Source organism: Billgrantia kenyensis (genome assembly GCF_013697085.1).
In the GTDB taxonomy this organism is placed as follows: Bacteria; Pseudomonadota; Gammaproteobacteria; order Pseudomonadales; family Halomonadaceae; genus Halomonas; species Halomonas kenyensis.
Genome location: NZ_JACEFT010000019.1, coordinates 13,839 through 26,549, shown reverse-complemented (window position 1 = coordinate 26,549; position 12,711 = coordinate 13,839). Strand labels below are relative to the sequence as shown.

The window sequence follows — 12,711 nt, the reverse complement described above, 5'->3', positions numbered from 1 at the left end:
CTACAGCATGCCGATGGGTACGACGTAGCAGCCCGGCACCTTCAACCTCACGCAATGGTGGCCGGTATTCAGCACCGTCCAATTGCTGGTTTGGTAAGCGTCCAATTGCTGGTTCATGCAGCGTCCAATTGCGGGTTGTCGACTCGTCTAGTCCGTTTCGCCACCACCTCACCGCTCGCCACCGAGTGCGATCAGCTGTCGTCATTTTGATACTCAAGTACCTGAAATTCTCAAAGAGTGTGGATCGTTGCCCGGTCCATGAACCCTCTTCCTCCCGGGGCGGTATAAAGGGATACAGCGCATCGGCAACCAGTGGCCCCATGACATGCAATTTGATGCTGCGCTGCGCGGTTTCGACGACTTGCGCTTCGGCCAAGGCGTCGAGGGGATACCGAAGCCGGGCGGTTGCTTGGTTGCCAAGTAAATCAAACTGGATGATGGGTCGTAATTGACCCTGTTGGGAGGGAAATGCCATGAGAATGCTATCTATCGGACTGTTGACCGGTGTGCTGGCCCTGGGACTTGCGGGCTGTGGTACCACCACTAGCGAGCGAGCGCTGAGTGGTGCCGGCCTGGGGGCAGCCGCAGGCGCCGGCACCGCCGCCATGACAGGCGGCAGCGTGACCAGAGGGGCGGTGATCGGTGGCGGCCTGGGCGCTGCCGCCGGGGCGGCCACCACCCATGATGACATCGACCTGGGACGCCGGCGTCGCTGATTGCCACTCCAGCCGACGGGGCCATGCTCCGTCGTTTGCTGCAAGTAGAAGCCCTTCAGCCGTTCTCAGTCGAGAAACTCACCGGTCACCACGCCGTGGACGATCACCTCAGGGTCGGCGGGCAGGGCGAAGAATCACAGGGCTCACCCGAGCAGCATCATCACCATTCCATAGGCCGCCACGCCGGCGGCCACCGGCCAGCCCAGGGTGCGCTTGTACCACCACACGGCCAGGGTCGCGAGAACGCCGATGGCGGTGGCCAACCAGGAGATGGCATCGGGGGTCACCGGCATCAGCGACACGCCGAACACGGCAGCGATCATCACCGGGCCGAGCAGGCCCAGCCACTGGGGCATGGCCTCGAGGCTGTCGTCGCTGGCTTGCCGCGCTAGGCGGCGCTGCATCCACAGCAGCGGAAGCAGGCGTATCAGCAGGGTACCTGCCGCCGAGGCGAGCACGGCGATCCACAGGGCATTACTCATGGCGCTCTCCTTGCGCGTCTTTTCTCTTCACTGTTTGGCCGAACTTGACGAGTTGGAAGCACAGCGCGCCACAGACGGCGGCGAGGGGAATCGCCACGTTGGTCAGGCCCAGCAGCGTCAGCAGCAGGGCGCTGAGAATGGTGAGGCCCAGGGCCAGGCTCCAGCGGCGGGAAGTGAAGCGCGGCGCCACCAGCACCAGGAAGAGCGCGGGCAGGGCGAAGGGCAGGATCTCACCCATCAGGGCCCAGCGCGCGACCAGCTCGCCCCCGGCCAGGGCGCCCAGCGCCGTGCCGCCGATCCAGCTCAACCAGGCCAGCAGGGCGGCGCCGGTGTACCAGCCGAGGCGCTGGGCAGCGGGCAGCTGCGGCAGGCGGGCGTGGGCCAGGGCGAAGATCTGGTCGGTGAGGCCGTGCATCAGCCAGGGCCACAGGCGGCTGGGCGTCAGCCAGGGGGCCAGGTTGGGGGCGTAGACCACATGGCGCAGGTTGATCAGCAGCGTCATGGCCACCACCAGCCATAGCGGCGCGCCGGCGGCTACCATGCCGACGAACAGGAACTGCGAGGCGCCGGCATAGATCAGCGTCGAGATCGCCACGGCTTCCCAGGCGCTGAAGCCGGCCTGGGTGGCGATCAGCCCGAAGGAGATGGCCACCGGCACATAGCCGCCGAGCAGCGGGACGGCCTCGCTCATGCCGGTCAGCCAGGCACGGGTGGGTGAGGAGGCGGCTTGCAGGTTCATGCGCTCTGCTCCTCGTGATAGACGACGCTGAGCAGCAGCGTGGCCCAGCTATCCCCGGTGCGGTAAAGGTGGGGGCCGTCCGCGGCGAAGGTGAGGGACTCACCCGCCGAGAGCGTGCGGGTGTCGCCTTCCGGTCCGGCCTCCAGCATACCGCTGATCAGGGTGAGCGTTTCACGGGCGCCGGGGGTGTGGGGCTCGGCACGCCGCAAGGTATTGGGTGCGCAGCGCATCCAGTAGGCATCGACCTGGGGGTGGTCCTTGCCCTGGTCGAGCAGGCGGACCTCTACGCCGTCCTCGCCCAGGGGCACGGCGATGGGCGCGACCAGCGTGCCGAAGGGCACCTTCAACTGCACCGCCAGACGCCAGATGGTATCCAGGGTGGGATTGCCGTTGCCCTGCTCGAGGCGAGACAGGTTCGACTTGGCGATGCCGGCGGCCGCGGCCAGCTGCGATAGCGACAAGCCCTGCGCCTGACGCAGGGTCTGCAGATGCTGGCCCAGGGTGCCGAGGGAAAGCTTGTCCAAAGCGGATGGCCTCAGGTTGTTCCTTTTAACGAACGTTCTATAAAAGGAACAGGCGTCTGTCAACTACCATCCTCGCCACATCTTGATGCAAAGGCCCTTGGATCGTGTGCAGCGGATTCAGAGATACATCAGATGGTTTAAAAAATGTTACAGAATAGGCAGTTAAGGCCTATTATGAGCAGATAAGTAAACCGTTCATGGTTTACTATTGTCTATGAAACCGGAAAAAGGGGCCGATTTTTGGCGTGAAAATAAACCGTCTGATGCAAAAGCTTCCGCATGGAGCCGTTGTGACGACCGAGTGGCTAGCCTCTCACGGGATCACCTTGGACCAGGCCCGCAAGCTGGCCAGCAGTGGCTGGCTGCAGCGCGTTGGGTACGGTGCCTACTGTCGTGTGGGAAACTCCCGGCCCTGAGCTGAGCGCCCAGGATTCCAGCGATGCCGAACTGGCCGCCCACCACCCCCGCCACGATGATGGGCGGGGTGATGACGCCGGCGTCATTGCCAGCACATGCTGAAGCGATAGAGCTAACGCCTTGCCTACGCTCGGTTTTCCATGGAAATCGAAAATGGAGGTGTTGACGTGCTGCTGGGGCATGAGGACATCCGATGGCTCTTGGATTTGTATCGTATTTATCATTCTTGATGTATGCATCAGCAGATAAAATTGTATACTAAAATATTTTTTGCAGTCAGCTCCAGCTTGAGCACGCCTCACTGGCGCTGCTCAACGGGGACAAGCAGAGGGCAGCGTCAGGCGCTGCCCATGGGGCGGGATCCTGCTATCTCCACTCCAGGTCCACGGCGATGGGGTCGTGATCCGAGGAGCGGAAGGGATCGGGGCGGAAGTGGGGCGCCGCATTCTCCGGCCGGTCGTAGCCAAGCAAGGCCGGCTCGTCGGCATTGATCGGCCAGGGCTGCACCGCGACGACCGCCGCCGCCAGCTCGGGGCTGGCCATGGCGTGGTCCAGATAGCCCGCCTCGCCGCGGAACACATAGGTGTAGCGGCGCTCCGGCGGCAGCTCGCGAGCCATCAGGTCGACCAGGCCCGCGCCGGTCAGGGTGAGTATCGGGTCCTCGGCGCCGTAGGCGTTGAGGTCCCCTGTGAGCAGCAGGCGCTCGTGTCCTGCGTCGGCCGCAAGGCGAGCCAGGAAATCGTTCATGGCCTCGGCCTGTCCTACCCTGCGCTCGTTCCAGCAGCCCTGGCCGCGGTCGATGTCGCCCTGCGACGGGCAGCCTGTCTTGGCCTTGAAGTGGGCGGTCGCCACGCCGAAGGCCGGGCCGCCATTCACGCTGCGAAAGAAGGCCGCCAGGGGGGGACGGTGGTGGACGCGGTCGTTGTCGGCATGTAGCTCGCTGACCGCCTCGACCCGATCCGGGCGATAGATCAGCGCAAGCTTGATGGCATCGCTGCCGCGGTCGGCGCTGCCGCCCACTGCGCGATAGCGAATCCCGGTGCGCTCGCTGAGCTGCTCGACCAGGTCGGCGAGGGCCTCCGGGTCGTTCTCCACTTCCACCAAGGCCAGGATATCCGCCCGGAGGCCCTCTACCGCTGCGGCGAGCTTGCCACGCTGGCGCTCCAGTTCGTCGGCGTCCGCGGCGCCGCGCTGGCCGAGCGTGATGAAGTAGTTCTCGACGTTGAAGGTGGCGACACGCAGCCGCTCGCCCGGGGGCGACAGAGCGCCCGGGCGCGGGTTGGCCTCCGCGAAGTGAGGCTCGGTGGTGGGGTGCAGGCGATAGGCGTCGAAGGCATGGGTGAGTATGCCGGTCAGCCCCTCGACCTGGCTGCCGACGCGGCGTGTGCCGTCGGCGTCGAGGTAGGGAATAGGCTCGGGAAAGGCGCGATAGCTGCCGTCGTCGAGTATCAGGACCGACCGATCCTGGTGTGAGTCGGCCACGTTGGTAGGCCGGAACAGGCGCTCGGCGGCGAGTCTGAGGCTGCCGTAGCGGGCCAGCTCGTAGTTGCCGGTCACGGTCAGCGCCTGGGGAAACGTCAGCAGCACGCCCTCCAGACGTGCCAGCCGCTCCTCCGCGAGCGGCCACTCCACCGCCTTCGGTGCCGGCAGGCGGTCGCTGGCACAGAGCTCGACTCGCTCGACCCGCTGCAGCTGGACCTGGCCACGGAACTCGCCGGTGCGGGCGTGGAGCTGGACGTGCGCGCCCGGAGCGATGAGCTCGGTGTCGCTTCCCGTGGCCCCGGGCATGTAGACGAACAGGCCCACGGGGCCATCGTCCGTCGTCTGCTGTACATAGAAACCGTCGAGCCTGTCGCGGCCGAGGAAGGCCCCGGTCACCACTCCGTCGGTTATCACCTCGCGGTCGGCGGGCAGCGCCGGCTGGCTGCCAAGCCCCTTGATGGCGGCAAGGTCGGCGTTGGACTGGTCGGGGCAGCTGGCGGTGGCTGCAGGGGAGAGCAGCAGGGCCAGCAGGCAGGTGGCGAGTGCAGAAAGAAAACGGGGCTTCGGCATGAAATGGCTACCGTGTCGGGTGGGCCCCGTAAGGATAACAGGCAGGTGAAGGCTACGCCGGGTCGCCTAGACAAACTCCGAGTCGTCGGTCCTCACCGTCACACCGGCGTCTTCTCCCGGCACCTTGACCATGAACTCGCCGTTGCCGAGGTAGATGGCCTCGTGGCCATCGCGGGTGCGGAAGGCGGGCGTATCTCGCGTGGCGCCGGCGTGCTGCATTTCACTGAGGTCGCGCACACTGACGAACACGTCGATCATGTACTCGCGGCCCTGCTCGTCGAAGGCCATGACGGTTCTTTCCTGCTGGGTCATCGGGTGATCTCCACAAGAGGGCTCCTTTCATCCTTAGCAACAGGACGCCAACTTCGCGAGTCATTTGCATAGCCTGGCGGCTCCTCCCGGCCTGGCCATAGCATCTTTGGCGGCGATAGGGCACATGGGTAGAATGGGCCATTCTCGGAACCAGGGCCCTGACATGACCGCTGCCAAAAAAACCGTCTCTCCGCTCTTTCGAGCAATCGAGTCTCTTCATGGCGAACGCCCTTGGGGCAGCTTCCTGGATGCCGGCACCGGACGTAATTCGCTGCAGTGGGTCTGCGGGCTGGACACGGAGCGCTGGACGGCGGTAACGGCGTCGGGGTCGATGGCCAAGGTGGCCAGGGAAGCCGCCGGCAAGGGGCTGCGCGAGCAGGATCGGGTCATCGTGGCCAACTGGATGTCGGATGATCTGCTCTACGGCGAGTGCTTCGACACGGTGTTGCTCGATTATTTCATTGGCGCGATCGAGGGATTCGCCCCCTACTGGCAGGAGCGGGTCCTGCAGCGCGTGCGCCCTCACGTCAAGCACCGGCTCTATATCGTGGGCACCGAGCCCTATGTGCTCGACGACCCGGGCACCGAGGAGGGGCGTATCGTGCAACGGATCGGACGCTTGCGCGATGCCTGTCTACTGATCGGCGGCGGTCGCCCTTACCGCGAATACCCCGCGAACTGGGTCCAGCGACAGCTGGGTGTGGCGGGTTTCCGGGTCTGCGAAATCCGCCATTTCCCGATTCGCTACCGCGAGCGCTTCGTCAATACCCAGCTGGACCTTTGCCTGCGCCAGCTCGACGGCTTCAAGGATGAAAAGCTCGCTGCAGCCATGCGTGAGCACGTCGATTCGCTGCGCGAGCAGGCGCTGCCCTTGGCCCGCAGCGAAGCGGGGCTGCCTTGCGGTGCCGACTATGTAATCGCTGCCGAGCCCCTCGACAAGCGGCACCATGCGCTGGCCATGGAGGATCCCGCTCAGGATCAGGCTTGAGCCCTGTGCCGTTTTCCGTTGAGTTGAGCCGATGGCAGGCCTTGGCCTGCCATCGGCACCGAGCGGGCTACCCCGCCCGCTTGTTCACGTCCTGTTTGGCCAGCTTGTTCAGCTTGTCGTCGGTCGACTTCTCTTCCTTCAGCGTCTCGGCAAGGATCTCCTTGGCCTTGGTGTGGCCCAGTTGCCCGGCCAGTTCGCACAGGGTGCCGTAGGCCGCGATCTCGAAATGCTCCACTTTCTGGGCAGCGGCAATCAGGCCGGCGTCGCGCAACGGGCCCTTCTCGGTGGAGTCGATCAACTCTTCCCCTTCCTGAATCAGGCTCTCCATCGCATGACTCTTGAGTCGCTTGATGCGAATCTCGGGAATCGAGTCGGCGGCCTGCTCGATGCGCTCCAGCTGACCCTGGGTCTCTTCGAGATGGTGCTGGAAGGCCTCGACCAGCTTTTCGTTGTGGGCGGCACGCGCCATCTTGGGCAGTGCGCGGGTCATCTGCTTTTCGGCGTTGTTGGCCTCGGAAAGCAGGCGCATGAACAACTCCTGAGGGTCCTTTATGACCATGATGAGGTTCCTCCTCTGCCAAGTTTCAGGTCCATCTTTCATTTCACGGCTTCTCTAACGTAGCAGGCGAGGGTTGGCGCATACTTTGCCGGATGGCGACGTTCTGTGTGGGTTTGAAACCCGTTCGGACTGGCACTCCTGCCGTGTGGCGGTCCGGGGAGGGTTAGCGCGGGCTCGACAAGGCTTCTATAACTGTGTGGGCAGGCAGTCTTGCTGACGATAGGAGTCGTTATGGAATCGATATGGACGTTGGGCAGCCGTGGGGTGGCTGAATATGCGCCCCTGGACGGGGATACCGAAGTCGACGTGGCCATCCTGGGGGCAGGGATTACCGGCCTCACCACGGCGCTGGCCCTGGGCGAGGCTGGCCTCAAGGTCATGGTGCTTGAATCCGCGACGGTCGGTGCCGGGGTCACGGGGGGCTCCACCGGCAATCTCTATTCGACGCTCGCGTCGGGGCAGGCCCCGCTGCGGCAGAAGTGGGGCGACAAGGTGGCGGCCGAGGTGGTGCAGGCCAGGGACAAGGCCGTGGCGCATATCGAGGCGCTGGTCGACCGGCTCGGCATCGATTGCCGCTTCCAGCGCCTGCCGGCTTATCGGCTCCTGACCGAGGACCGTCAGCACACCAGGCACAACCTCAACGATGAACTCGATGCCCTGATCAGCGCCGGGCTCGATGCCGAGATGGCGGAGGGGCCGAGGCTGCCTTTCGACAGCTGGGGCATCCGTATCGCCAACCAGGCTCAATTCAACCCGCTGCACTATCTACAGGGGCTGGCCAATGCGCTGCTCGGTGAGGGGGTGGTCATTCATCAGCACAGCCCGGTGCGGGAGATCGATGCCGACAAGGGTCTGGTCTGGACCGATACCGCCTGCGTGGCCGCGAAGCACATCGTCCAGGCCACCCATACGCCCAAGGGAATCAGCCTGCTTCAGGCGGGGATGCTGGTGTCGAGGGAATATGCCCTTGGCGCCAGGCTGCGCAGCGGCGATTATCCGGAGGGTATCATCTGGCTGCTTGACCCCTTGCATTCGCTGCGCAGCTATCGCCACGGCGAGGATCGCTACCTGGTGGTCGTCGGTGAGAAGCACAAGACCGGCGAGCACCATGGCGATCACTACCAGATGCTGCGCGAGTACCTCGAGTCCCGCTTCGATGTGGAGGCGTTCACCCACCAATGGTCCGCCCAGCAGTACAGCTCACCGGACGGGCTGCCCTACATCGGTAGAATGCATGGCCACGACAACCTCTACATGGCTACCGGCTTTGCCGCCGATGGCCTGGTATGGGGCACGCTGGCGGGCATCCTCATCTCCGACCAGATTCTGGGCCATGACAACCCCTGGCAGGCTCGCTTCGGTGCACGGCGCATCACGCCCGGCAAGTCGGCGATGCAATACGCCAGGGAGAACGTCATCGTCACCAAGCATATGGTCAAGGACTACCTGGGCACCGAGAAACTCGATGACTTCGCCGCCATCGAGCCTGGGCAAGGGCGGGTCGCCAGCGTCGACGGCGAGAAACTGGCCATTCACCGTACGCCTGAGGGCGAGCTCAAGGTGCTCTCCGCGGTGTGCCCGCACTTGAAGTGCATCGTGCACTGGAACACCAGTGAATCGACCTGGGACTGCCCCTGCCACGGCAGCCGCTTCGATACCTCGGGGGAAGTGATCGAAGGCCCTGCCTATCACCCGCTGGCGCGTCCGAAGGGCCTGGATTGATGCCCTGCACCGGGCCCGGGGCGGAGCTGAGGGGAAGCCGACATGGCAGTCCCTGTGCCCGTGAGGGGCTCCGAGGGTAGGCCAGGCGGGGCGTCATGCAAGCGAGGCGGCGGTGGCTCTGGCCTGCGTCAACCCATAGTGGTTGGTGTAAACCGACAGTATGGTTAAGCTGCACACTGTTTCTCGCCGGCGCGCCTCGGCCTGCCGCCCCGATACAGCCTGCACAGGAAGCTTTTCCATGTTCGTGATGATTCTTGGCCTCGTGATATTTCTAGGGGTTCACTCGGTTCGCATCGTTGCCGAAGACTGGCGCAACGAGCAGATCCAGCGCCTGGGAGAGATGCGTTGGAAGGCGCTCTACTCAGTCGTTGCCATCATTGGCCTGGCGCTGGCCATCTGGGGCTACGGGCGCATGCGTCTCGACCCCACCTGGGTCTGGTTTCCCCCGGTGGGCCTGCGTCATGCCGTGGCGCTGTTCATGATTCCCGCCTTCATCCTGCTGGTGGCGGCCTACGTGCCCAACAACCACATCAAGGCTAGGCTGGGGCACCCCATGGTGCTGGCGGTGAAACTGTGGGCCTTCTCCCATCTGCTGGCCAATGGCCGCCTCGGCGATATCGTCTTCTTCGGCGCCTTCCTGCTCTGGGCTATCCTCGACTTCCGCGCCGCCCGGCGTCGCCAGCCCGCGCCGGCCGTCACGCCGCGACCTGCCGGCACGGCGATCACCCTGGTGGGCGGGCTGATCGCCTACTACCTGTTCGCCTTCCATCTGCATGTCTGGGTGACCGGCGTTCCGGTCATGTAATTCGGAGGCGTGTCACGTCCGAGTGGAAAGGACGTTGATTTACATCAAGGCAGCATGGTCGCTCCTGGTCGAAGCTGGAAGGATTACCTGTTGACGGTTCCACGACCACCCGAGGAATGACCATGCCTGCCATGATGAAAGCCGCCATCTTCGTTGAACCCGGGCGCATCGAGATCGACGACAAGCCGATACCCGACATCGGCCCCAACGATGCCCTGGTACGTGTGACAACCACCACGATCTGCGGCACCGACGTGCATATCCTCAAGGGCGAGTATCCGGTTGAGCGTGGTCTCACCATCGGCCACGAACCGGTCGGCGTGATCGAGAAGCTCGGCGCCAACGTACGTGGTTACCAGGAAGGGCAGCGGGTCATCGCCGGTGCCATCTGTCCGAGTTTCACCTCCTACGCCTGTCAGGACGGCTGCAGCGCCCAGGATGGCGGTCACCATGCCCACGGTTACAAGCCGATGGGCGGCTGGCGCTTCGGCAATACCATCGACGGCGCCCAGGCGGAGTACCTGCTGGTTCCCGATGCCCAGGCCAACCTGGCCCCGGTGCCCGATGGCCTCAGCGACGAGCAGGTACTGATGTGCCCCGACATCATGTCCACCGGCTTTGCCGGCGCCGAGTCGGCCGGCATCAAGATCGGTGACAGCGTGGCGGTGTTTGCCCAGGGGCCGATCGGTCTTTGCGCCACGGCCGGGGCCAGGCTGCGCGGCGCCGGTTTGATCATTGCCGTGGACGGTGTCGATGAGCGCCTGGCCATGGCCCGCCAGATGGGTGCCGACATCACCCTCGATTTCCGCAAGGTCGACGTGGTCGAGGAAATCCTGCGCCTGACCGGCGGCCGTGGGGTGGACGCCTCCATCGAGGCACTCGGCCTGCAGTCCACCTTCGAAGCCGCGCTACGGGTCATCAAGCCGGGCGGAACTCTCTCCAGCCTGGGGGTCTACTCCGAAGATCTCAGCATACCGCTGGGGGCCTTCTGTGCCGGCCTTGGCGATCACAAGATCGTCACCTCGCTCTGCCCCGGCGGCAAGGAGCGCATGCGGCGACTCATGCAGGTGATCGAGACCGAGCGCCTTGATCTCGGTCCCATGGTCACCCATCGCTATGCGCTGGAAGACATCGTCGCCGCCTACGACCTCTTCTCGCACCAGCGCGATGGCGTCTTGAAGGTGGCCATCGAGGCCAGCTAACCCGGTGTAGCCGGCTGCAGGACCTTCGTGATCGGCAGGCGACCATGCCGTGCGAGTGCTGCTCGGCTTGCCGGGCAGCGGCTGGTTGAGCAGACCGTCGACAACTGGCATCGCGGTCACAGCCAATCGCGGGAGCAAGTAGTGGCGCAAGGCCGCTCCTGTGCTCTTGTCGCACTTCCTCATTTCCCTCATCGAACATCGAACTCGACCAAAGTCTAGTCGAGCGTGGCTTTCTGTTTTCTAGCCTGACTACCATACTAGTTGTGTCAGAGGCGGTGGCGCCTTTTCGCACGCGATTCGGGATACCCCCATGAACAAGACCCTACAAACGCTATGGCAGGAGACCCGCGAGAGCGACTCGGTGCGCCAGCGGCTCTACCAGGTATTGCGCCAGTCGATCATTCGCATGGTGCTGGAGCCCGGCCAGGCGCTGTCCGAGAAGGAGCTCGCCGATGCCTTTGCCGTCAGCCGCCAGCCGGTGCGGGAAGCCTTCATTCGGCTCTCCGAGGCGGGGCTGGTGGAAGTGCGTCCCCAGCGAGGCACCTACGTGGTGCGGATCTCGCGCCAGGCCGTACTGGAAGCGCGCTTCCTGCGTGAGGCGGTGGAGGTGGCGATCGCCCGGGAGGCCGCCGAGAAGGGCCTGGCAGCCCCGGTGCTGAGGGAGCTGAACGAGCTGATCGAGCGCCAGCGTGGCTGTATCGACCCCGCCGACCACGATCGCTTCTATCTGCTCGATGAAGCCTTTCACCGCACCCTGGCGCTCGAGGTGGGCAACACCATGGCGTGGCGGGTGATCGAGGACGTCAAGGCGCAGTTGGACCGGGTCCGCTATCTGAGCGTCCCGGATTCGACGCCGATCGCCAAGCTCACCGATCAGCACCAGGCCGTGGTAACGGCCATCGCCGCACGCCAACCGGAGCAGGCCGCCCAGGCCATGGCCGCCCACCAGCGAGAAATCCTGCTCTCCCTGCCTGAGCTGGAGCGGCGTTTCCCGACGATGTTCGAGACGACCGCCGTTGCGGCCCTCTTGGCAGAAACATGAACTGGCAGAAAAAGGAATGAACAGGCAGCGCCCCTGGCCGGCGCTGCGACACGCAAACACAGCCAACGAAACGACCAGACCACAGTAATAACAAGGCTCAGGAGCCCGTCATGAAAGTCCAGACCCTCGTTCCCGCGCTGGCACTGCTGCTGGCCGGCAATGCCGCCCAGGCGGCCTACCAGCTCAACCTCTCTTCCGCCCTCAGCTCCCAGGACCCCATCGTGCAGGCGATGGAGAGTGCCAGTGAGGCGATTGCGCAGCGCTCGGAAGGCGAGCTGACCGTACGCGTCTTCCCCAACAGTCAGCTCGGCTCCGACGAGGACGTGGTCGAGCAGATCCGCAGCGGCGCCAACATCGCCATCCTGATCGACGCCGGGCGGCTCTCCGAGTACCAGCCGGAGCTGGGCATTCTCAGCGCGCCCTACCTGGTCGAGGATCACACCGACTACGACCAGATTACTTCCTCCGAGCTCTACCAGGAGTGGGTCGAGGGGCTGGCCGACAGCAGCGGCCTGCGCCTGCTCAACTACAACTGGTTCCAGGGCTCGCGTCACATGCTGACCAAGAAGCTGGTCGAGGCGCCCGAGGACCTGCGTGGCGTGCGCGTGCGCACCATCAACTCGCCGGTGTGGCTGCGTACCATCGAGTCGATGGGCGCCACCCCCACGCCGCTGCCCTGGTCGGAGGTCTACTCCGCGTTGCAGCTCGGCGCGATCGACGGCGCCGAGGCGCAGCTCACCGCCGCCGAGGGCCAGAACTTGCACGAGGTGATCACCCACATCGCCCTGACCGGCCATATCCACCTGATGACCGGCATCGCCACCTCCGAGCAGTGGTATCAGTCGCTGCCCGAGGAGCTGCGCACCATCCTCGACGAGGAACTCCAACGCGCGGGCGAGGAGGCCAGTCAGGCCACCGCCGATGCTCAGGACGCCGTGCGCGAGCGCATGGAGGCGGAAGGGGTGACCTTTACCGAGGTGGACGTCGAGCTGTTCCGCGAGCGCGTCGGCGGCGTCTACGACGAACTCGGCTACGGCCAGTATCGCGACCAGCTGACCGCCGGAGAGTGAGCCTGACGCCCCTTGTCGCCTCGGCGGCAAGGGGCGGTCGACTCGCACGCCGTTCCATGGAATCGGCCGGAGGCACTCCGG

The 12,711-nt window shown here is 64.8% G+C and carries 14 protein-coding genes; 8 read left to right on the top strand and 6 right to left on the bottom strand.

The window, feature by feature from the left end:
* Positions 1-479: 479 nt before the first annotated feature.
* Complete coding sequence (locus H1D44_RS14335; RefSeq protein ID WP_422671670.1) at positions 480-716, top strand: hypothetical protein; 237 nt, start codon at positions 480-482, stop codon at positions 714-716.
* Positions 717-859: 143 nt separating this feature from the next.
* Here the strand turns inward: H1D44_RS14335 and H1D44_RS14330 are convergent, their stop codons facing one another.
* From H1D44_RS14330 to H1D44_RS14320, 3 genes are read right to left on the bottom strand one after another with little or no spacing between them, the layout of a single operon-like run.
* Positions 860-1,198 (bottom strand): AzlD domain-containing protein, encoded by a 339-nt coding sequence (locus H1D44_RS14330; RefSeq protein WP_181515542.1) that lies wholly within the window; start codon positions 1,196-1,198, stop codon positions 860-862.
* Entirely contained in the window at positions 1,191-1,937 is a 747-nt protein-coding gene (locus H1D44_RS14325; protein WP_181515541.1) for an AzlC family ABC transporter permease, read from the bottom strand. Before H1D44_RS14325 ends, H1D44_RS14330 begins: the two co-directional genes overlap by 8 nt.
* Positions 1,934-2,461 carry a helix-turn-helix domain-containing protein gene (locus H1D44_RS14320; RefSeq protein WP_181515540.1) on the bottom strand — a complete coding sequence of 176 codons (528 nt, stop codon included), beginning with the start codon at positions 2,459-2,461 and terminating at the stop codon, positions 1,934-1,936. The genes H1D44_RS14325 and H1D44_RS14320 overlap by 4 nt, the downstream gene beginning before the upstream one ends.
* Before the next feature lie 245 nt (positions 2,462-2,706).
* On the opposite strand from H1D44_RS14320, the gene H1D44_RS14315 reads away from it, so the two are divergent.
* Positions 2,707-2,877 (top strand): AbiEi antitoxin N-terminal domain-containing protein, encoded by a 171-nt coding sequence (locus tag H1D44_RS14315; RefSeq protein WP_338073467.1) that lies wholly within the window; start codon positions 2,707-2,709, stop codon positions 2,875-2,877.
* Between the two features lie 367 nt (positions 2,878-3,244).
* Here the strand turns inward: H1D44_RS14315 and H1D44_RS14310 are convergent, their stop codons facing one another.
* On the bottom strand, positions 3,245-4,930 hold the full coding sequence (locus H1D44_RS14310) for an ExeM/NucH family extracellular endonuclease (RefSeq protein WP_181515539.1): 1,686 nt from the start codon (positions 4,928-4,930) through the stop codon (positions 3,245-3,247).
* Positions 4,931-4,996: 66 nt separating this feature from the next.
* Positions 4,997-5,242 (bottom strand): hypothetical protein, encoded by a 246-nt coding sequence (locus tag H1D44_RS14305; protein ID WP_181515538.1) that lies wholly within the window; start codon positions 5,240-5,242, stop codon positions 4,997-4,999.
* Positions 5,243-5,405: 163 nt separating this feature from the next.
* Between H1D44_RS14305 and H1D44_RS14300 the strand changes: the two genes are divergently transcribed.
* Complete coding sequence (locus H1D44_RS14300; RefSeq protein WP_181515537.1) at positions 5,406-6,230, top strand: class I SAM-dependent methyltransferase; 825 nt, start codon at positions 5,406-5,408, stop codon at positions 6,228-6,230.
* Positions 6,231-6,297: 67 nt separating this feature from the next.
* Here H1D44_RS14300 and H1D44_RS14295 read toward each other — a convergent pair whose 3' ends face one another.
* Positions 6,298-6,789 carry a YciE/YciF ferroxidase family protein gene (locus tag H1D44_RS14295; protein ID WP_181515536.1) on the bottom strand — a complete coding sequence of 164 codons (492 nt, stop codon included), beginning with the start codon at positions 6,787-6,789 and terminating at the stop codon, positions 6,298-6,300.
* A gap of 231 nt (positions 6,790-7,020) precedes the next feature.
* On the opposite strand from H1D44_RS14295, the gene H1D44_RS14290 reads away from it, so the two are divergent.
* The 5 genes from H1D44_RS14290 (at position 7,021) to H1D44_RS14270 (ending at position 12,630) form a co-directional block, all read left to right on the top strand.
* On the top strand, positions 7,021-8,511 hold the full coding sequence (locus tag H1D44_RS14290; protein WP_181515535.1) for an FAD-dependent oxidoreductase: 1,491 nt from the start codon (positions 7,021-7,023) through the stop codon (positions 8,509-8,511).
* 238 nt (positions 8,512-8,749) lie between these two features.
* Complete coding sequence (locus tag H1D44_RS14285) at positions 8,750-9,316, top strand: NnrU family protein (protein WP_181515534.1); 567 nt, start codon at positions 8,750-8,752, stop codon at positions 9,314-9,316.
* Between the two features lie 122 nt (positions 9,317-9,438).
* Positions 9,439-10,518: an NAD(P)-dependent alcohol dehydrogenase gene (locus H1D44_RS14280; protein WP_181515533.1), complete on the top strand. Its 1,080-nt coding sequence runs from the start codon at positions 9,439-9,441 to the stop codon at positions 10,516-10,518.
* A gap of 310 nt (positions 10,519-10,828) precedes the next feature.
* Entirely contained in the window at positions 10,829-11,560 is a 732-nt protein-coding gene (locus H1D44_RS14275) for a GntR family transcriptional regulator (RefSeq protein ID WP_181515532.1), read from the top strand.
* Positions 11,561-11,670: 110 nt separating this feature from the next.
* The gene (locus tag H1D44_RS14270; RefSeq protein ID WP_181515531.1) at positions 11,671-12,630 is read left to right on the top strand and encodes a C4-dicarboxylate TRAP transporter substrate-binding protein; all 960 of its coding nucleotides are present in this window, start codon (positions 11,671-11,673) and stop codon (positions 12,628-12,630) included.
* The last annotated feature ends 81 nt before the right edge of the window (positions 12,631-12,711 follow it).